Raw genomic sequence first — 20,579 nt, 5'->3', positions numbered from 1 at the left:
CGTCCGCATGGTGCCGCGAAGACCATTAAACTTTTATCAATCCTGCCATCTTTGATAGGCTTCCCGGTCGAAAGCGTCAAATGATGCGGTGAAACAGGGCCTTGAGGCCCGGTTCGAGCTGCTGAAAGCTCAGTTTGCGCTGTTATTTGCGCCGAATCACCGCCGCGTAGAAACCATCGAGGCCACTCGAAAACGGTGCATCGAGCGGCAGCATGGCCGGCGTCGTCCGCATTTCGCCGACCGGCGTGATCGCGTCCTCAAGCCCCGGCCAATCCGCTGCGGAAATCGGAACGCGCTCACAGTTATCGCCCGAACCGATAACCCGGGCAACGACCTCTTCGCCTTCACGCGGGTCGAGGGAGCAATTCGAGAAGACGACGGTGCCACCGGGCTTGACCACCGTCAGCGCATGACGAAGCAGCCGCTCCTGCAGGTCGGCAAGCTTTTCGATGTCTTCCGGTCCCTTGGTCCACAACACATCAGGGTGACGTCGTGTCGTGCCGGTGGAGGAGCAGGGAGCGTCGAGAAGCGCCGCATCGAACAGGGCTTCCGGCTGGAAGTCCGCCATGTTGACTTCCTTGGTCTCGGCCTCGAGCCCCAGCCGCTTGAGATTGCCCTTCAGCCGGCGCAAGCGGCTGCCGGACTGGTCCAGCGCCGTCACTTCGGCTCCGGCAAGAATGAGTTGGGCCGTCTTGCCGCCCGGTGCGGCGCAGAGATCGACGGTCCGCCTGCCCTTGAGGTCGCCAAACAGTCGAGCAGGAATCGATGCAGCCGCGTCCTGGACCCACCAGCCGCCATCATCGAATCCGGCTAAGGAAGGGATGGAGCCGGAGAATGCGCCAAGCCGCACAGAGCCGGTCGGCAGGACGGTGCCACCAAGCCGCTCGGCCCAAGCCGCAGGCTCGGATTTGACGGAAAGATCGATTGCCGCCGGCGTCAACTGCGCCTCGGCGATCTTCTCGGCCGCGGCTGCGCCGTAGTGGGCAATGAGGCGCTCGAAGAACCATTCCGGCATCGCCGGAATATGGCGCGTGCTTTCGAGAACAGCTTCCTTTTCGCGCGACAGGCGCCGCAGCACGGCGTTCACGAGATTGGCGAAGCGGCGGTTGCGCGGATCGTTCTGCGCCTGTTCGACGGCGAGATCGACGGCGGAATGATCGGGCACGTCGAGATAGAGGATCTGTGCCGCTGCCACGGCAAGCACATGCTCCAGCGCCCGCGCACCTTCCGGTAGGGGCGTCTGCAGCAGCGAATTGATCGCAGCCTGCACGCGCGGGAGATGGCGAAGGGCGGAATTGAGTATTGCCCGGACCAGAGCGCGGTCGGCGTCGTTAAGCTCGCGATAGGCCGGGTTGCCGTGCTCGCTGTCGAGCATGCCGTCGAGCGACGTCTTGCGATCGATGACTGCTGCCAAGATCTTCGCGGCGGCCTGACGAGCCCTCAACCCCGGCTTCTCCGGACCACGCGGCGCCGGAGCGGGCTTCTTCGATTTCGCTGCGCCGCCATTGCGGTGCGATCGTTTCGGACGTGAATCGTTGTTGTTTTCTGCAGACATCAGGACCAGGGACCTTTGGGCGGTTCGGAACCACCGCGACCCCATCCGGTAGAGGGCACAGAGCGCGATTTGCGCACGGGATTATCAGCACGAACCGGCGGCGTCGAGACCGAAGACATCTCCTGCGCCATCTGCTGCAGGGCCGCGATGCGGTTTTCGGTGTTCGGATGGGTCGAGAACAGGTTGTCCATGCGCTCGCCGGAGAGCGGATTGATGATGAACATATGCGCCGTTGCTGGGTTGCGCTCAGCATCGTCATTGTGGATCTGATGGGCGGCGCCTGCGATTTTCTGCAGCGCCGAAGCGAGCGCCAGGGGCTTGCCGCAAATCTCGGCGCCGCGACGGTCGGCCGAGTATTCGCGCGTCCGGCTGATCGCCATCTGCACCAGCATTGCCGCCATCGGCGCCACGATCATCGCGACAAGCGTGCCGATGAAGCCGAGCGGATTGTTGTTTTCACGGTTGCCGCTGAAGAAGAAGGCAAAGTTGCCGAGCATCGAGATCGCGCCGGCAAGGGTTGCCGTCAGCGTCATCGTCAGCGTATCGCGGTTCTGCACGTGCGCGAGTTCATGCGCCATCACGCCGGCGACCTCGTCATAGTCGAGAGCGTGAAGCAGCCCGGTCGACGCGGCGACCGCGGCATTCTCCGGATTGCGACCGGTGGCAAACGCGTTCGGCTGCGGGCTATCGATCACATAGACGCGCGGCATCGGCAGGCCGGCATTGCGGGCGAGGTCACGCACGATGCCGTAATATTCCGGGGCGCTGCGCTCATCGACCTCCTGCGCGCGGTACATGCGCAGCACCATCTTGTCGGAGTTCCAGTAGGAGAAGAAGTTCATGCCTGCGGCCATGACGAAGGCGATCATCATGCCGCCCCGTCCGCCAATGGCGAAGCCTACCGCCATGAACAGGGCGGTCATGACTGCAAGCAGCATGGCGGTGCGGACAAGGTTCATCAGGAGGCTCCGGGTCGTCTACGTTTCACGTGAATCAGGGTTCCCGTCCGGGGAACGGCATCCTATATGATGGGTGCAAACACCCAATTCTTCAATATTGATGCTCGAATCCGGATACCGTTCAGATGCAGAACGACAATGACAACGCCGCCGACCGCCCGAAGAAGCCGCTGCCGCCCGCCGCTGTGCGGGCGCTGAAGGAAGCGGAAGAGCGGCGTCAGGCGGAGATCAAGAAGGAACTGCCGCAGGAGATCGGCGGGCGCGGAGGTGAAGATCCAGCCCGCTACGGCGACTGGGAGATCAAGGGTCGGGCGATCGACTTCTAAGTTCAGGTCGGGCGCCTGCGCCCGCAACCTCGATCTGAATCCGGCTCACGAAATGGTTTGACGGCCACCTGGCGACGAGAGGGGAACCGCCGCACGTCCAAGAGACGCGCGGCGGTTTTCAAGGTCAGGCCTTGTTCTGGCGGTTCGCGATCAGATCATCGACAACGGCCGGATCGGCGAGCGTCGAGGTATCGCCGAGCGCACCGAAGTCATCCTCCGCGATCTTGCGCAGGATGCGGCGCATGATCTTGCCCGAGCGGGTCTTCGGCAGGCCCGGAGCGAACTGGATCTTGTCCGGCGTCGCGATCGGCCCGATTTCCGAACGGACATGCTTCACCAAGGCGGCGCGCAGTTCGTCGTTGCCGATTTCACCAGCCATCAGCGAAACATAGCAATAGATGCCCTGGCCCTTGATCGGGTGCGGATAGCCGACGACGGCCGCTTCCGAGACGAGATGATGCGACACGAGCGCCGATTCCACTTCGGCCGTACCGAGGCGGTGGCCGGAGACGTTCAAGACATCGTCGACGCGGCCGGTGATCCAGTAGTAGCCGTCCTCATCGCGGCGGCAGCCGTCACCGGTGAAATACTTGCCCTTGTAGGTGGCGAAGTAAGTCTGACCGAAACGCGCATGGTCGCCGTAGATCGTGCGCATCTGGCCCGGCCAGCTGTCGGTGATGCAGAGGTTGCCGTCGGCAGCACCTTCCAGAACATTGCCTTCGTTGTCGACGAGCTGCGGCTGAACTCCGAAGAACGGCCGCGTGGCCGAACCCGGCTTGAGATCGGTCGCACCCGGCAGCGGCGTGATCAGGATGCCGCCGGTCTCGGTCTGCCACCAGGTATCGACGATCGGCGACTTCTGCTCGCCGACGACGTTGTAGTACCACTCCCAGGCTTCCGGGTTGATCGGCTCGCCGACCGAACCGAGCAGGCGAAGCGACGAGCGCGAGGCGCGCTTGACGAAGTCGTCGCCGGCGCCCATCAGCGAGCGGATCGCCGTCGGCGCGGTGTAGAAGACGTTGACCTTGTGCTTGTCGACCACTTCCCAGAAACGCCCCGCGTCCGGGAAATTCGGCACACCTTCGAACATCACGGTCGTCGCCGCATTCGCGAGCGGTCCATAGACGATATAGGAGTGACCAGTGACCCAGCCGACGTCGGCGGTGCACCAGTAGACCTCGCCATCGCGGTAGTCGAAGACATATTCGTGCGTCATCGACGCATAGACGAGGTAGCCGCCGGTCGTATGCAGCACGCCCTTCGGCTTGCCGGTCGAGCCCGAGGTGTAAAGGATGAACAGCGGATCTTCCGCCTTCATCTTCGCCGGCTCGCAATGCGGCTTCACGGTCGCGATTTCCTGGTGGTACCAGAGGTCACGGCCCGGTGCCCAGGCGGTCTTGCCGCCGGTGCGGCGCACGACCAGAACCTTGTTGACGATGACATGCTGCTTGGCCGCGATGTCGATTGCCGTATCGGTGTTTTCCTTGAGCGGGACCGGCTTGCCGCCGCGCACGCCCTCGTCGCAGGTGATGACGAAGGTGGACTCACAGTCGACGATACGGCCGGCAAGTGCGTCCGGCGAGAAGCCGCCGAAGACGACCGAATGGATGGCGCCGATGCGGGCGCAGGCGAGCATCGCATAGGATGCTTCCGGGATCATCGGCATATAGATGGTGACGCGGTCGCCCTTCTTGACGCCATGCTTCTTCAAGACGTTGGCAAGGCGGCAGACCTGCTCGTAGAGCTGGTTGTAGGTGATCTTCTTGTCGATATAGGGATTGTCGCCTTCCCAGATGATGGCAGTCTTTTCGCCATGCGTCTTCAGGTGGCGGTCGATACAGTTGTAGGAGACGTTGGTAAGGCCGTCTTCATACCACTTGATCGAGACCTTGCCTTTGAAGGACGTGTTCTTGACCTTGGTATAGGGCTTGAACCAATCGATCCGTTTGCCGTGCTTGCCCCAGAACTTTGCCGGATCGGAAACGCTCTCCTCGTACCACTTCAGGTAAGTGGCGTTATCAAGCAACGTCCGGCTCTTGGCAGACTTCAACACCGGATAGATTTTGGCGGACATATTTTCCTCCCTACGCATTCCTAGTGCGGTTCGCCCCTCCTAGGGCTCCCCCGTTTCGCGCACATTCATAGCAGGTCAAATGCCCGCCGCAATTAGACAAAAGGACATTTGGAACTGAAGAATTGCAATTTCGCGACAACGACGGTATAGAGGCCCACATTTCCCGGAAATCAGTGGTAGACTCCACGGCCCGCGACACCGGCGCGGCGGACAAAAGGACTATATCCATGGCTCAGCAACTGCTTATGCCCAAGGCGACCGCCGTCTGGCTGGTTGACAATACCGCGCTGTCCTTCGACCAGATCGCGCAGTTCTGCAAGCTGCACCCGCTCGAAGTTAAGGCGATCGCCGACGGTGAATCCGCGCAGGGCATCAAGGGCCTCGACCCGATTGCGACCGGTCAGCTTTCGCGCGACGAGATCGCGCGCGCCGAAGGCAACCCCAACCACAAGCTGAAGCTGTCCGAGCCGAAGGTTCGCGTACCTGATAGCAAGCGCAAGGGCCCGCGCTACACCCCGGTTTCCAAGCGCCAGGATCGCCCGAACGCCATTCTGTGGCTGGTTCGCAACCATCCGGAGCTCAAGGACGCGCAGATCTCGCGCCTCGTCGGTACGACCAAGTCGACGATCGAGCAGATCCGTGAGCGCACCCACTGGAACTCCGCCAACCTGACGCCGATGGATCCGGTAACCCTCGGCCTCTGCTCGCAGATCGACCTCGACCTCGAAGTCGAACGCGCTTCCAAGGGCCGTCCGCTGCCGACGGCTGCCGAACTCGGCCAGACGCTGGAATCGGCCCAGGAAACCGAAAAGCTGGGCTTCAGCTACGAGCGTGAGGAAGAGAAGGAAATCGACGCCGATGCCGTCTTCGCCAAGCTCAAGTCGCTGAAGTCGGACCGCAAGGACGAGGACGAAGACGATCAGTACTGATCGCCGTCCAGCCCATTGAAAAAAGCCCGGATCGAGGATCCGGGCTTTTTTGTTGGTCAGTGCTCAGCAACGTGCTCAGTAGGCCGAACCGGATGGATCATTGAGGTTGTGGCGCTCGGTCCCCTTGAGCGGCGGATTGAAAATGCTGACGAGGATCAGGTCTTCGTCCTTGCCGCCGCGCAAGAAATGCTTGTCGTGCTGGTCGAGCACGTAGATATCGCCCTTGTTGATCGGGAAGACCTTGCCCTGCATGTCCTCGACCTCGCCGTGCCCGGCGATGCAATAGCAGGCTTCGAGATGGTTGCGGTACTCGAGCAGCGATACCGTTCCGGCGCGCACCACCGTGTGGCAGACGGTGAAACCCATACCGTCCCTCTCGGTGAGCAGCCGATGACTGGTCCCGCTGCCCCACTCAACGAAATGATCAGTTGCTTCGATCTGCTGCAGGCTGCGGACGAACATGGGCCTCTCCATCTGTAAACATCTCTAATATCCGCCAACGGAAAAGCTCTCTCCCGCCTCGGTTGGAAGCCCAGTATTCGTTGACATCGACAGCCAATCAAACGACGATTCCTCAAGGATTTGATGAGGAAAACTTACAGATGATGTTGCCCCCACTCGGCATGCTGCGTGCCTTCGAAGCCGCAGCGCGTCTGGCGAGCTTCTCCCGCGCCGGTGACGAACTGCATGTGACGCACGCCGCCATCAGTCACCAGATCCGGCTGCTGGAGGCGTGGTTCGGCCGGCCGCTCTTCATGCGCGAGAAGCGTGGGGTCAGTCTGGCGCCGGAGGCGGAGAACCTGTCCGCCGTGTTGACATCATCATTCGAGCGCATCGCCGCGGAAACGGAGTTGCTGCGGCTGAACGCCAAGGCGCAGTTGAGCGTTGCCTGCATACCCTCGATCGCCACGCGCTGGCTGATCCCGGCACTCGGCGAATTCCTGCAGCGTCACCCCGAGGTGGACGTCAAGGTCGTCTACGCGATGGCCGAGCAGCAATTGCGGGAAACCGGCTGCGACGTCCTCATCACGCTCGGCGCCGACAAGAGCGAGGGGACCCGCTCCGATCGGCTGTTCTCCCGCATCAATCGGCCGGTTGCGAGCCCCCGTTATCTCGAGCGGAAAGGCGCGTTGAGGACACCAGAGACAATCGCGTCTGCCGATCTGCTGCACGACGAAACGACGTCACGCTGGCGCGATTGGCTGGCAAGAGCAGGGCAGGAGACCACGCAGACGTTGCGTGGCCCGGTTTTCCAGGATTTCAATCTTCTGGCGACGGCGGTCATTGCCGGCCATGGCGTGGCGCTTTGCCCGGTCGAAGTCTTCCGCCGCGAAATCGAAAACGGTGACCTGGTGATCCTGTCCGATGTCGCCACCCTGGAGGACGAGAGCTACTTCCTGATCACCAAAGTCACACGCTCGAAGGCGGCAGCCAGTTTCGCCGATTGGTTCGCGGCCGTTGTGCACGCCTAATACGGAATGCACCTCGCAGATTCATGAGCCGGCTTACCAATCGTTATACACCGATGCCGCGCCCATGCAGCGCAACGGTGATTTCGTCGAGGATGACTGGATCGTCGATCGTCGCGGGCATCTTCCAGGGCTGGCGGTCAGCGATCTTCTGGATCGTGGCGCGCAGGATCTTGCCCGACCGCGTCTTCGGCAGCCGCTTGACGCAGATGGCCAGGCGGAAGGCGGCAACAGGTCCGATGCGTTCGCGCACGAGGCTGATGACCTCGCGCTCGATCTCCGACGTTTCACGGGAAACATTGGAGTTGATGACGAGGAAGCCGGCCGGTACCTGGCCTTTCAGGTCGTCGGCAATGCCGATCACGGCACATTCGGCGACATCGGGGTGGCTGGCGCAGACCTCCTCCATCGCTCCGGTGGAGAGGCGATGGCCAGCCACGTTGATGATGTCGTCCGTCCGCGCCATGATGAAGATGTAACCATCCTCATCGAGGTAGCCGGCATCGGCAGTCTTGTAGTAGCCGGGAAACTCGTCGAGATAGGCCGCACGGAACCGATGGTCAGCATTCCAAAGCGTTGGCAGGCAGCCGGGCGGCAGCGGCAGCTTTACCACCACATTGCCGAGCGTACCGGCGCCAACCGGATGTCCGGCATCGTCGAGGATCTGGACGTCGTATCCCGGCAGCGGAACCGCCGGAGAACCGTACTTTACCGGCAGGAGCCCGAGCCCCATCGGATTTCCCGCCACGGGCCATCCCGTTTCCGTCTGCCACCAATGGTCGATGACGGGCACGCCGAGCGCGTTTTCTGCCCATTGGATCGTATCGGGATCCGCCCGTTCTCCGGCAAGAAACAACGCGCGGAATTTCGACAGGTCGTATCGGCGAACGTGGGAAGCCTCCGGATCTTCCTTGCGGATCGCTCTCAGCGCCGTCGGCGCAGTGAACATCACCACGACGCCGTGTTCGGCAATGATGCGCCAATAGGTGCCTGGATCCGGCGTGCCGACCGGCTTGCCTTCGAACAGGATCGAGGTGCTGCCGTTGAGGAGCGGACCATACACGATATAGGAGTGGCCAACGACCCAGCCGATATCGGACGCAGCCCAGAACACTTCGCCCGGCTGCACGCCGAAGAAATTCTCCATCGACCATTTGAGCGCGACCATGTGGCCGCCATTGTCGCGCACCACGCCCTTGGGCTGGCCGGTCGTGCCCGACGTGTAGAGCACATAGAGCGGATCGGTCGAGGCGACCGGAGTACAGCCGACCTCTTCTCCCGCCTGCTTGGCCGCCGCCAAAGCCGCAGCGAAATCGAGGTCGCGTCCCTCGGTCATGGCGGCTTCCGCCATCTCGCGTTGGAAGACGAGGCAATGGGCCGGCTTGTGGGTCGCGATGTCGAGCGCCGCATCCAGCAGCGGCTTGTAGGCCACGGTGCGCCCAGGTTCGATGCCGCAGCTTGCGGACACAATGAGCTTGGCCTGGCAATCGTCGATGCGTACGGCGAGCTCGTTGGCGGCAAAACCGCCGAAAACCACGGAATGCACGGCGCCGATGCGCGCAGCCGCCAGCATCGCAACCGCCGCCTGCGGGATCATCGGCATATAGATGATGATCCGGTCGCCCTTGCCAACGCCGAGTTTCCGGTAGACGGCGGCAAGCGCTGCTACATCGCCGAGCAGAGATGCATAGGAGATGCGCTCGACCCGCCCGGTGACGGGACTGTCATAGATGAAGGCGATTTGCTCGCCACGGCCCGCGGCCACATGGCGATCCAGGCAATTGTAGCAGGTATTGGTGATGCCTTCGGCGAACCAGTGCCCATAGATGCCAGCGTCCGCATCAAATGCACGTGCCGGTCTTTCAAACCAGTCGATCGCATTGGCGGCATTTGACCAGAAACTCTGCGGATCCGATTTCCAGCCCGCGTACACGTCGGCATAGCGACTCGCCATGTCCGTCCCTCCCTGCGCATATTGCCGGACATGTCCGGCCTCCTCGTGCACAAGGATAGGCTAATGAGAGACGAGGGGAACCCCGACGAAAGCGGTATGTGACGAACGGACCTCAGCGCGCGCCGAAAATGGCCGAACCGACGCGAACGCCGGTGGCGCCGAACTGGACGGCCGTCTCGAAGTCGCCTGACATGCCCATCGACAGCTTCTCGAGCTTGCAGGCAGCAGCCAGCTTCGCGAGCAGGGCAAAATGCGGGCCGGGATTTTCTTCCACCGGCGGAATGCACATCAGCCCCTCGATCGAAAGACCCAGCTCGTTGCGGCAGAGATCCACGAAGGCAACGGTCTCCTCCGGCGCGATGCCGGCCTTCTGCGGCTCCAGCCCGGTGTTGACCTGGACGTAGAGCCTAAGCGCCCGGCCCTGCCTCTGCATTTCGGCCGCAAGCGCGCGGGCGATCTTCTCGCGATCGACCGTCTCGATGACATCGAACAGCGCGACGGCTTCTGCCGCCTTGTTCGACTGCAGCGGGCCGATCAGGTGCAGTTCGAGACCGGATGTCTCGGCCTTCAGCTCCGGCCACTTGCCCTGCGCTTCCTGCACGCGGTTCTCGCCGAAGACCCGCTGCCCGGCGGCAATCACCGGGCGGATGGCGTCGGCGTCGAAGGTCTTGGAAATAGCGACCAGCGTGACGGCACCCTTGGCGCGACCGGCAGACTTCTCCGCTGCCTGAATCCGGCTCACGACATCCTGCAACCGCTCTTGAACTTCCATGGACCTGCTCTCCGACACGGGATTTCCAAACCACTGACCGAGCGGCTTAGGCAAAGTTGAGCCGATTGCCAAGGCCGCTCCGCCATGGACCGGCTCAAATCCGCCAAAGTGTCGCGGCAAACCCTTCAAAAACTTGACCGTCAGACGGTTTCGTGGTGAAGGTCACCCCAACTATCATGAGGCGCAACTATGCGCCGCAGAACTTCCGGAACATCGAAAAGACATGTCTAGCGAACGATACAATCCGCGTGATGCCGAGCCCCGTTGGCAGCAGGAATGGGACAAGAACGAAGTCTTCCAGACCGAGAACGACGATCCGCGCGAAAAGTACTATGTGCTCGAGATGTTCCCCTATCCCTCGGGCCGCATCCACATGGGCCACGTGCGCAACTACACCATGGGTGACGTGGTAGCGCGCTACAAGCGCGCCCGCGGCTTCAACGTACTGCACCCGATGGGTTGGGACGCCTTCGGGATGCCGGCCGAAAACGCCGCCATGGAGCGTGGCGTGCACCCGGCCAGCTGGACCTACCAGAACATCGCCTCGATGAAGGCGCAGCTGAAGGTTATGGGCCTGTCGCTCGACTGGAACCGCGAGTTCGCCACCTGCGACCCCGCCTATTACCAGCGCCAGCAGTACCTGTTCCTGGACTTCCTGGAAAAGGGCCTCGTCTACCGCAAGCAGTCCAAGGTCAACTGGGACCCGGTCGACAACACCGTGCTCGCCAACGAGCAGGTGATCGACGGCCGTGGATGGCGCTCCGGCGCGCTGGTCGAACAGCGCGAACTGACGCAATGGTTCTTCCGCATCACCGACTTCAGCCAGGAACTGCTCGACGCGCTCGATACGCTGGATCAGTGGCCCGAGAAGGTGCGCCTGATGCAGAAGAACTGGATCGGCCGCTCCGAGGGCCTGTCGCTGCGTTGGGAAATCGTCGAAGGCACCGCCGGCGACGCAACCGAGCTCACCGTCTACACCACCCGTCCGGACACGCTCTTCGGCGCCTCCTTCCTGGCGATCGCCGCCGATCACCCGCTGGCAAGGCAGGTGGCGGCCAGCAACCCTGAGGTCGATGCATTCTGCGAGGAATGCCGCCGCGCCGGTACCTCCCTTGCCGCGCTGGAAACGGCAGAGAAGAAGGGTATCGACACCGGTATCCGTGCCAAGCATCCGCTCGATCCGAGCTGGGAGCTGCCGGTTTATGTCGCCAATTTCGTGCTGATGGACTACGGCACGGGCGCCATCTTCGGCTGCCCCTCCGGCGACCAGCGCGACCTCGATTTCGCGCGCAAATATGACCTGCCGGTCGTTCCCGTCGTCATGCCGAGGGACGGCGATGCCGCGACCTTCGCCATTGGTGACGAGGCCTATATCGGCGACGGCGTGATGATCAACTCGCGCTTCCTCGACGGCCTGTCGACGGAAGACGCTTTCGAGACCGTTGCTTCGAAGCTCGAGAAGGAAATGCTCGACGGTGCGCCGCGTGCCGAGCGCAAGGTCAATTTCCGCCTGCGCGACTGGGGCATCTCGCGCCAGCGCTACTGGGGCTGCCCGATCCCGGTCATCCATTGCGAGGACTGCGGCGTGGTACCAGTTCCGAAAGCCGACCTGCCGGTCGTGCTGCCGCCGGACGTTACCTTCGACAAGCCGGGCAATCCGCTCGACCGTCACGCCACGTGGCGCCACGTCGCCTGCCCGCACTGCGGCAAGGACGCCCGTCGCGAGACCGACACGATGGACACCTTCGTCGATTCGTCCTGGTATTTCACGCGCTTCACCGCACCCTGGGAAGACAATCCGACCGACCCCAAGGTCGCCAACCACTGGCTGCCGGTCGATCAGTACATCGGCGGTATCGAGCACGCCATCCTGCATCTGCTCTATTCGCGCTTCTTCACCCGCGCGATGAAGGCCACCGGCCATGTTGCCGTCGACGAGCCGTTCAAAGGCCTGTTCACGCAGGGCATGGTCGTGCATGAAACCTATAGCCGCGGCGAAGGCGCCCAGCGCGAATGGGTGACGCCGGCCGAGATCCGCATCGAGGAGATCGATGGACGCCGTAGCGCGACGCTGATCGAAACCGGTGAGGAAATCACCATCGGCTCGATCGAGAAGATGTCGAAGTCGAAGAAGAACGTCGTCGATCCCGACGACATCATCGCTTCCTATGGCGCTGATACCGCCCGCTTCTTCGTTCTCTCCGATTCGCCGCCGGATCGCGACGTGATCTGGTCGGAAGCCGGCGTCGAAGGATCGCATCGCTTCGTGCAGCGCGTGTGGCGTCTGATCAGCGAAGCGGCCGAGAAGCTGCGGGCGATCGAGGCCACCCCGGCGCTCGAAGGCGAGGCTCTCGCTGTTTCGCAAGCCGCGCACAAGACGCTGCGCGCGGTCGAGGCCGACTACGACAAGCTTGCCTTCAACAAGGCCGTGGCGCGCATCTACGAGCTCGTGAACACGCTTGCCGCACCGCTGACCCAGGTAGCAGCCGGCAAGGCCGATGCGGCCCTGGCGGGGGCTGTGAAGGATGCGACGACGATCCTGATCAACCTCATCGCACCGATGATGCCGCACCTCGCCGAGGAATGCTGGCGCGAGGTCGGGGGCGAGGGTCTGATTGCGGAACGCGGCTGGCCGGCGTTCAACCCCGCTTTGGTCGTCGAGAACGAAATCACCATGCCGGTGCAGATCAATGGCAAGAAGCGCGCAGATTTGACAATCGCTCGCGATGCGGATCAGAGTGCGATCGAAAGCGCCGTCCTGGCGCTCGATGCCGTCAAGTCCGCGCTCAACGGCAGCAGCCCCAAGAAAATCATCGTCGTGCCCCAGAGGATCGTCAATGTCGTTGTCTGATAGAGCTGGTTTCCGTATCCGGTCGATTCCGGTTCTGGCTGGCGCGCTCATGTTGACCGCGCTCGCCGGCTGCCAGGTCCGGCCGCTCTATTCCGACCCGGTCGGCACCTCGACGGCACTGGCGGCGATCGAGATTTCCGAAGCCACCGACCGTGTCGAGCAGGAAGTGCGTAACGCGCTGATCTTCCTGGCCGCAGGTGGTCAGGGCGAGCCCGTGAATCCGCAGTATCACCTGGCGCTCACCGTCACCCACCGGTCGATGGGCGTGCTCTACGATCAGGCCAAGGACCGCGCCGGCGCCGGTCGTATCGTCGTCAAGGCGGACTACAATCTGACGAAGATCGGTACGGGCGAGACCATCAAGTCCGGCAACCGCACGGCCGTTGCTCTCGTTGACTTCCCGGTCCAGGAATTTGCCAAGGTGCGCGCCGTTCGTGACGGTGAAAACCGCGCAGCCAAGGAACTCGCCGAGCTGATCCGGGCCGACATCGCCGCGGCTCTCAGCCGCTAACGGGTGTCGGCATGAGCGAGGTCAAGTCGCACGAGTTCGACTCCTTTCTCCAGAAGTCAGCCGGAGTCTACCGGCTTTTCATCCTCTACGGGCCCGACCGCGGGCTCGTCTCCGAGCGTGCCTCTGCAATCGCCGCCCGTTGCGGCGTGCCGCTCGACGATCCGTTTTCCCTGTTGAAGCTCGATGTCAGTGAACTGACGCAATCGCCCGGGCGGCTGCTCGATGAAGTAAACTCGATCGGCCTCTTCGGTGGAGAAAAGCTCGTCTGGGTCCGTGGCGCAGCCAATGAAAAGCCGCTGGTCGATGCGTTGCAGATCCTTTCGTCCGAGCCACCGACCGGAAGCTATGTGATCGTCGAAGCCGGCGACCTCAAGAAGGGGTCCGCACTTCGAAAGATCGGCGAGAGCGCGCGTTCGGTCGCCTGTATCACCTGCTACAGTGACGACACGCGCAGCCTGCAGGCGCTGATCGACAAGGAACTCGGCGACGAGAAGCTGGGCATCAGCACCGCAGCACGGCAACGGTTGCTGGAGGCGCTCGGTGGCGACCGCCTGGCCTCACGAAACGAGCTGCGCAAGCTTGCGCTCTACTGCCGCGGCAAGTCCACGGTGGACGAAGAAGACGTGCTCGATATCGTCGGGGATGCCAGCGCCATCTCCGTCGACGATGCCGTCGATGCCGTGCTGAAGGGCGACCTCGATGGATTGCTGCATGCGATGCAGAAGATCACCACATCCAAGACGCCGGCCTTTCTGGTGCTGCAGGCGTGCCTGCGCCAGTTTCAGCAGCTCGATGTGATGCGCGCCGAGATGGATGCAAGCCGCCAGCAGGCGGGGCAAGTGATCGCCACGCTGGGGCGTGGGCTGCACTTTCGCCGCAAGCCGATCGTCGAGGCAGCCTTGAAGCATTGGTCGAGCCCGGCCATCCGCCGCGAGCTCAATCGCCTGCAGACGACCATCTTTCAGAGCCGCAGCCGTGCGAGCCTGGAGGAAAGCCTGGTGCTGCAGAACCTGATGGCGATCGCGGTGCAATCGGCGCGACGCTGACCTGCCTCTGTCGATCCAGTCCCGTTGCCGCAGCCTAGTGTTCGAATTTCGCCAACAGGTCTTCAGGCTGCATGAGGGAGATGGGTGGACCTCGCCGTCCGAAATTCAACTGGACGCCAAAAGATCTCATCATATCAAATAATTAGGCGCGCCGCTCGTTGGAGAGACGCGCCATCAATACGCCAAAGCAAAAATACGCACGAGTGGCTTATCGCCGCTCGAGCAGCCGGCAGATTTCTTCCAGTTGATCCAGCGTCTTGTAGGCAATGCGCAAATGACCACCGGATGCCTTGTGGTTCACGGTAACCTCAAGCCCGAGGCTATCCGACAACGTGCGCTCGAGCGCTAGCGTATCGGCATCCTTCTCGTCGCGACGGACGGTCTTGCCGTAATTCGGATCGTTCTGCGCGCGAATATCGTTCTGCGCGATGCGCTCGGCGTCACGCACCGAGAGCCCCTTGGCAATGATCGTCCGGGCGAGGGTTGCCGGATCCGAGGTCGGAATGAGTGCACGGGCATGTCCGGCCGAAAGCGCGCCTTCCGACAACATGTCCCGGACAGGTTCCGGCAGTTTCAAAAGACGCAGGCTATTGGCGACATGGCTTCGGCTCTTGCCGATGATCTCGCCGAGATCGTTCTGCGTATAGCCGTGCTCGGCGATCAACTGCTCGTAGCCAAGCGCTTCGTCGAGCGGATTGAGATCCGAGCGCTGGACGTTTTCGACGATAGCGATTTCAAGCGCCGTGCGATCGTCAACGTCGCGAATGATAACCGGGATTTCGGTGAACCCGGCCAGTTGTGCGGCACGCCAGCGGCGCTCGCCGGCGATGATCTCGTAGCGATCGACGCCGATGGTGCGAGCAACGACAGGCTGGACAATACCATGCTGACGGATCGAATTGGCGAGATCCTGGAGTTCGGCTTCGTCGAACTGACGACGCGGGTTGCGCGGATTGCGCGATACGAACTCGATCGGCACGCGCCGATCCGGATTGACCGGGGCAGGGGCAGCTGCCCCTGTTTGCAACGGCTGATCCATCTCGCCGATCAACGCGGCCAGTCCGCGACCGAGCCGCCTCTTCGAGCTATCGTCGTTCATATCGTCACCCGAGTTAAATTACGCTACCGAAATGATTATGCCGCTTTGCGCTGGCGTTCGCGTTGAATGACTTCGGAGGCCAGTTGCAGATAGGCCTGACTGCCAGCGCACTTCAGATCATAAAGAATGGCCGGCTTGCCATAGGAAGGCGCCTCCGAGACGCGAACATTGCGCGGGATCAGGGTGTGGTAGACCTTGTCGCCGAGATGCGTCCGCACATCGCTAACAACCTGCTGTGCCAGGTTGTTGCGCGAATCGAACATGGTCAGGACGATGCCCTGGATATCCAGGCTCGGATTCACGGTTCGGCGAATCTGATCCACAGTCTCCAGCAGCTGGCTCAGACCCTCGAGCGCGAAGAACTCGCACTGCAGAGGGACAAGCACCGAATGGGCGGCCGCCATCGCGTTCATCGTCAGCAAGTTGAACGATGGTGGGCAATCGACGAGCACGTAGGAATATTCCATCGCGGCGGGGCTAACCAAGGCCTTGCGTAAACGGAAGACACGATCCGGTTCCTGCGAAATTTCCATCTCGACGCCGAGAAGGTCCATGGTCGATGGAATGATCGAGAGATTCGGAACGGCTGTCTGTTGAGCGATCTCGCCGATCCCGTGCGATCCCATCATCAGCTCATAGGATGACAGGTTCCGATCGCGGCGTTGAATGCCGAGCCCGGTGCTGGCGTTGCCTTGCGGGTCCAGATCAACGATCAGAACGTGTTCGCCGATAGCCGCCAATGCAGTCGCCAAATTGATGGCGGTCGTGGTTTTGCCGACGCCGCCTTTCTGATTTGCGATTGTGATGATCCGGTTTTTGCCACCAAACATGTTTCCGCTCGCGATCACTGGGCCCTGCGCGCCAGATTTGCGATCTCGAGCACGACAGAATCCGGCTCGACCACGCTTGGATGTTTTACCAGATCAAACTGATAGCGGCCAACGGCTTTGTCGATTTCGCGCTGGTAATCCCGCCCTTTGTGGAAGTAGGCGACCGCTTTCTGCTCCTTCGCCGTCATCCACGGCGCAGAATAGTCGAGCAGCAAGGTCAAATCCGCGAGCGCGCGCGCCGAAACCGCGTCCGCGCGGGGAATCAATGCCCCTGCTTCTTCGATTCGAACCGGGTGAACCGAGCCGCGCGCACCCGTTTCGGCCAGAGCTACACGCAGAAAGGCAGCCTTCTTGTTGTTGCTTTCAACGAGATGGACCCAACCGTCGCCAAGTTCGGCGAGATAGATCGCCGTGATGACACCTGGAAAGCCGCCACCGCTGCCGAGATCGACCCAGGCCTTCGGACCGGGCGACAACTGCGCGAGCTGCAAGCTATCGACAATGTGCCGACGCCAAAGATCCTCGATAGTGGACGGCGCAACAAGATTGATCGACTTCGCCCACTTCTGAAAGAGATTGGCAAAATGCTCCAGCCGTTCATTCGTTTCACGTGAAACACGCAGTCCGTTCAACACATCGATTGGACTCGCCTTCATTGTACGCCGGCCTTTTCTTCACGTTCTACGGTTCGGTTCTGTCGCTTCACCCACGCCAGGATCAGCGATGCTGCTGCCGGCGTCATACCGTCGACCTTCATCACGTGAGCCAGATTGCGGGGCGCCTGCTGCTTCAGCTTCTGCTTCAGCTCGTTGGAGAGGCCCGAGAGCATATCGAAGTCGAAGCCATCGGGTATGGCAAGATTTTCCTCGCGCTGAATGCCGGCGATATCCGCTGCCTGACGATCCATATAGACCGCATAGACCGCATCGATTTCAAGCGCCTCAACGACGCGCGGACCAATCGCCGACAGCTCGGGCCAGATGGTCTGCAAGCCGGTAATCGACTGATCGGGATAGGACAGGATCTCGAAAGCAGTGCGCCGTTGGCCATCCTGGTTGAGCTTAAGGCCATGACGGTTACCTTCAGCCGGCGTTACCGAGAGGCCTTCCAACAGGGCACGTCCTTCGTCGAAACGCGCGCGCCAATCGACAAAGCGTTCGCGCCGCGCAGCCGAGATGCAGCCGACCTCCATTGCAAGCGGTGTCAGGCGCGCATCGGCATTGTCGGCCCGCAGCGACAATCGATACTCCGCGCGGGAGGTGAACATGCGATAGGGCTCGGTGATCCCGCGCGACGTCAGGTCGTCGATCATGACACCAATATAGGACTGCGTTCGGCTGAACACGATTTCGGGACGGTTGGTCGCGGCCAAGGCGGCGTTCAAGCCGGCAACAAGACCTTGCGCGCCGGCTTCCTCATAGCCGGTCGTACCGTTGATTTGACCGGCGAGGAAAAGCCCTGGCATCTTGCGGACGGCAAGGGTCGCGTTCAGTTCACGCGGATCGACGTGATCGTACTCGATGGCATAACCAGGCTGCAGTATCGCGACATTCTCCAATCCTGGGATCGTCTTGATAAAGGCTTCCTGGATGTCAGCCGGCAGCGACGTCGAAATGCCGTTCGGGTAGATCGTATCGTCGTCGAGACCCTCCGGTTCCAGGAAGATCTGGTGGCCATCACGCTCGCCGAATCGTACGATCTTGTCCTCGATGGACGGACAATAGCGCGGTCCGACACCCTCGATCTGTCCCGAGTACATCGCCGACTTGCCGATATTGTCGGTAATAATCTTGTGCGTCTCTTCCGTCGTCCGCGTCACACCGCAATCGATCTGGCGATTCACGATCCCGTCGGTCATGAACGAGAAGGGCACAGGATCTTCGTCTGGACCTTGCCGGCCAACACGCGCCCAGTCAATGGTGCGTCCATCCAGGCGGGCGGGCGTTCCGGTCTTCAGGCGGCCGAGCCGCAACCCAAAACGCAGCAAGGTTCCCGAGAGCCCGACGGACGGTTCCTCACCGACGCGACCGGCCGGTATCTTCTGATCGCCAATATGGATGAGGCCCTTCAAGAACGTGCCCGTCGTCAGAACAACGGAGTTCGCTTGAAAGCTGCGGCCGTCCTTCATGACGACACCGTGGATGCGGCCTTGCTCTTCCAGAAGGTCGAAGGCATCGCCCTCGATAACGGTCAGATTCTCGATGGCAGCGATCTCCCGCTGCATGGCTTCGCGATAGAGGCGGCGATCGGCTTGCGTACGCGGTCCGCGCACTGCCGGACCCTTACGGCGGTTGAGCAAACGAAACTGAATACCGCCGGCATCAGCGACGCGCCCCATCAAGCCGTCCATCGCGTCGATCTCGCGGACCAGATGTCCTTTTCCCAAGCCGCCGATCGCCGGGTTGCAGGACATAACGCCGATCGTGGATGCCTTGTGCGTGATCAACGCTGTGTTGGCGCCCAGACGCGCAGCCGCAGCCGCGGCTTCGCAGCCGGCATGGCCACCGCCAATGACGATTACGTCAAATTGCATCATTGCCTCTTCTCCGGGGTTGACCCGGCACGAATCGTTTCACGTGAAACACAACGAAGGACTCGCACACGTTGTACTGCACTGGCCTACTGGTTATTTCCCGATACAGAATTCAGAAAATATCACATCGAGAAGGTTCTCAACATCCACGCGGCCGGTTATCCGTCCAATTGCGTCGCCAGCAAGGCGCAACAGTTCCGCGCGTATATCCAGCCCCAAGTCCTGACTTGCCAAGCTGTCGTCAATCGACCGCTGCGCCTGGCGGAGACTATCGACATGGCGCCGCCGCGAAGGCAGCGACAGCGAGGTCCGCCCACTGAGATCCGGCAGGTGCGCCGCGATCGCGTCCAGCAGTCGCTCCATGCCTTCGCCGGTTCTCGTCGAGACCAACACATCCGCGTCCCCCTCGCGCCAGCCATCACTGCCGCGATCAAGTTTGGTTCCAACCCGTAGCACGGGCGTCGTGTCGGATGGGAAGTCGGACATGACATCAAAACCGTCCGGCGCATCGGCCAACAGCAAGATCAGATCTGCTCTCTCGATAATTTCTCGTGCGCGACGAATACCTTCTTGCTCTACTCTCTCGTCGGTTTCCCGCAGCCCCGCCGTATCGTAGAGCTTAACGGAGAATCCGGCTAAGGAAAGGTCCACGGAAAGAACGTCGCGGGTCGTACCAGCAATCTCGGTGACGATTGCAATGTCACGCTGGGCCAGTGCATTGAGCAAGCTCGACTTGCCGGCGTTCGGCGCACCGGCGATGACGATCTTCAGGCCGTCGCGGATGATCTCCGCGATCGGCGCATCGGCAATATGTGCTGCTATCTCTTGCGACAGCATGGACATATCCTGCCAGATGCGCTCGCTGACCGAGCCCGGCACATCGTCTTCATCGGCAAAATCGAGCTCGGCCTCGATCATCGCCCGCGCATGGGTCAAGCGCTTCGCCCAGCCGGCATAGATCTTTGATTGTCCACCGCCGGAGTGTTCGATCGCGAGCCGGCGCTGCATCTCGGTTTCCGCAGCAATCAGGTCGGCGAGACCCTCCACCTCGACCAGGTCAAGCTTGCCGTTCTGGAAGGCGCGGCGCGAAAACTCACCGGCTTCCGCATGGCGCAAACCCTCGAGCTTCGAGAGTTCCTCAAGCAAGGCGTTTACTGCCGCCCGACCACCATGGATCTGAAGCTCGGCGCAGTCTTCTCCTGTAAAGGAGGCAGGTCCGCGAAAATAGAGAACAAGGCCGCTGTCGATGACATCTCCGTTACGGGACCGAATCGATCTCAATGTCGCCGACCGAGGTGTTGGCACACCACCACACAGCGCCTGCAACACCGCTTCGGTGCGCCCGCCGCTGATACGCACGACTGCGACGCCGGCGGGCAGAGATCCGCTGGAAAGCGCATAAATCGTGTGCGTCGCTGTCATGGGCTCACCTGAAAAGACCGCGGACACGCAGGGCGCGTCGATGGTCGATGCAATGGGGATCGTCGAAGTTCCGGACCGGATCGTTCCGCTTCGCGGAGCGCGCTCACGCGGGGCAAACGCTATCTCAATGGGTCGGCGTGCTTATGCCGAAAGAATGCCGAAATTTCAAGGCCTCGCCGCATCCTCGTATTTCACGGTGGGTAGGTGTTTCACGTGAATCAGCAGAAACGGTGTCTGTCTGATTGCGGG

General features: G+C 61.7%; 17 protein-coding genes. 6 read left to right on the top strand and 11 right to left on the bottom strand.

The genetic code is table 11. The features are described from left to right. Window positions 1-142 precede the first annotated feature (142 nt). Both IB263_RS16910 and htpX read right to left on the bottom strand, forming a co-directional pair. Window positions 143-1,555 carry an RsmB/NOP family class I SAM-dependent RNA methyltransferase gene (locus tag IB263_RS16910; protein WP_192438734.1) on the bottom strand — a complete coding sequence of 471 codons (1,413 nt, stop codon included), beginning with the start codon at window positions 1,553-1,555 and terminating at the stop codon, window positions 143-145. After that, complete coding sequence (gene htpX, locus IB263_RS16905; protein ID WP_034800156.1) at window positions 1,555-2,514, bottom strand: zinc metalloprotease HtpX; 960 nt, start codon at window positions 2,512-2,514, stop codon at window positions 1,555-1,557. Before htpX ends, IB263_RS16910 begins: the two co-directional genes overlap by 1 nt. 125 nt (window positions 2,515-2,639) lie before the next feature. On the opposite strand from htpX, the gene IB263_RS16900 reads away from it, so the two are divergent. Then, window positions 2,640-2,840: a DUF1674 domain-containing protein gene (locus IB263_RS16900; protein ID WP_034800155.1), complete on the top strand. Its 201-nt coding sequence runs from the start codon at window positions 2,640-2,642 to the stop codon at window positions 2,838-2,840. Between the two features lie 124 nt (window positions 2,841-2,964). On the opposite strand, the gene acs is transcribed toward IB263_RS16900, so the two are convergent. After that, on the bottom strand, window positions 2,965-4,914 hold the full coding sequence (gene acs, locus IB263_RS16895; RefSeq protein ID WP_060583722.1) for an acetate--CoA ligase: 1,950 nt from the start codon (window positions 4,912-4,914) through the stop codon (window positions 2,965-2,967). 227 nt (window positions 4,915-5,141) lie between these two features. On the opposite strand from acs, the gene IB263_RS16890 reads away from it, so the two are divergent. Continuing rightward, on the top strand, window positions 5,142-5,843 hold the full coding sequence (locus IB263_RS16890; protein WP_034800153.1) for a DUF1013 domain-containing protein: 702 nt from the start codon (window positions 5,142-5,144) through the stop codon (window positions 5,841-5,843). Between the two features lie 75 nt (window positions 5,844-5,918). Here the strand turns inward: IB263_RS16890 and IB263_RS16885 are convergent, their stop codons facing one another. After that, window positions 5,919-6,305: an ectoine synthase gene (locus IB263_RS16885; RefSeq protein ID WP_043624205.1), complete on the bottom strand. Its 387-nt coding sequence runs from the start codon at window positions 6,303-6,305 to the stop codon at window positions 5,919-5,921. A 140-nt stretch (window positions 6,306-6,445) separates the two neighbouring features. Here IB263_RS16885 and IB263_RS16880 point away from each other — a divergent pair, with 140 nt between their 5' ends. Beyond that, window positions 6,446-7,315, top strand: a complete 870-nt coding sequence (locus IB263_RS16880; RefSeq protein WP_371814131.1) for a LysR substrate-binding domain-containing protein — start codon at window positions 6,446-6,448, stop codon at window positions 7,313-7,315. 43 nt (window positions 7,316-7,358) lie between these two features. Here IB263_RS16880 and IB263_RS16875 read toward each other — a convergent pair whose 3' ends face one another. After that, on the bottom strand, window positions 7,359-9,266 hold the full coding sequence (locus IB263_RS16875) for a propionyl-CoA synthetase (RefSeq protein WP_192438733.1): 1,908 nt from the start codon (window positions 9,264-9,266) through the stop codon (window positions 7,359-7,361). A gap of 112 nt (window positions 9,267-9,378) precedes the next feature. Then, on the bottom strand, window positions 9,379-10,038 hold the full coding sequence (locus IB263_RS16870; RefSeq protein ID WP_192438732.1) for a YggS family pyridoxal phosphate-dependent enzyme: 660 nt from the start codon (window positions 10,036-10,038) through the stop codon (window positions 9,379-9,381). Between the two features lie 223 nt (window positions 10,039-10,261). Between IB263_RS16870 and leuS the strand changes: the two genes are divergently transcribed. Genes leuS through holA form a run of 3 tightly spaced genes read left to right on the top strand, consistent with a single transcriptional unit; the run spans window position 10,262 to window position 14,446 of the window. Continuing rightward, on the top strand, window positions 10,262-12,889 hold the full coding sequence (gene leuS / locus IB263_RS16865; RefSeq protein WP_192438731.1) for a leucine--tRNA ligase: 2,628 nt from the start codon (window positions 10,262-10,264) through the stop codon (window positions 12,887-12,889). Further along, a complete protein-coding gene (lptE, locus tag IB263_RS16860; protein WP_034800148.1) occupies window positions 12,876-13,400 on the top strand; it encodes an LPS assembly lipoprotein LptE in 525 nt (174 codons plus the stop codon). The genes leuS and lptE overlap by 14 nt, the downstream gene beginning before the upstream one ends. Window positions 13,401-13,411: 11 nt before the next feature. Further along, on the top strand, window positions 13,412-14,446 hold the full coding sequence (gene holA / locus IB263_RS16855; protein WP_192438730.1) for a DNA polymerase III subunit delta: 1,035 nt from the start codon (window positions 13,412-13,414) through the stop codon (window positions 14,444-14,446). Between the two features lie 208 nt (window positions 14,447-14,654). Here holA and IB263_RS16850 read toward each other — a convergent pair whose 3' ends face one another. The 5 genes from IB263_RS16850 to mnmE form a co-directional block, all read right to left on the bottom strand. After that, a complete protein-coding gene (locus IB263_RS16850; RefSeq protein ID WP_034800146.1) occupies window positions 14,655-15,545 on the bottom strand; it encodes a ParB/RepB/Spo0J family partition protein in 891 nt (296 codons plus the stop codon). 35 nt (window positions 15,546-15,580) lie between these two features. After that, complete coding sequence (locus IB263_RS16845) at window positions 15,581-16,375, bottom strand: ParA family protein (protein WP_060521519.1); 795 nt, start codon at window positions 16,373-16,375, stop codon at window positions 15,581-15,583. 14 nt (window positions 16,376-16,389) lie between these two features. After that, window positions 16,390-17,031: a 16S rRNA (guanine(527)-N(7))-methyltransferase RsmG gene (gene rsmG / locus IB263_RS16840; RefSeq protein ID WP_192438729.1), complete on the bottom strand. Its 642-nt coding sequence runs from the start codon at window positions 17,029-17,031 to the stop codon at window positions 16,390-16,392. Next, window positions 17,028-18,911: a tRNA uridine-5-carboxymethylaminomethyl(34) synthesis enzyme MnmG gene (gene mnmG, locus IB263_RS16835; protein ID WP_192438728.1), complete on the bottom strand. Its 1,884-nt coding sequence runs from the start codon at window positions 18,909-18,911 to the stop codon at window positions 17,028-17,030. Before mnmG ends, rsmG begins: the two co-directional genes overlap by 4 nt. Window positions 18,912-19,001: 90 nt before the next feature. Continuing rightward, window positions 19,002-20,330 (bottom strand): tRNA uridine-5-carboxymethylaminomethyl(34) synthesis GTPase MnmE, encoded by a 1,329-nt coding sequence (mnmE, locus tag IB263_RS16830; protein ID WP_192438727.1) that lies wholly within the window; start codon window positions 20,328-20,330, stop codon window positions 19,002-19,004. Between the last annotated feature and the right edge of the window lie 249 nt (window positions 20,331-20,579).

Source organism: Ensifer sp. ENS03, from assembly GCF_014852035.1.
GTDB lineage: Bacteria > Pseudomonadota > Alphaproteobacteria > Rhizobiales > Rhizobiaceae > Ensifer > Ensifer adhaerens.
Note: the sequence above shows the minus strand (reverse complement) of the source record. Positions and strands in the feature narration are given on the sequence as shown.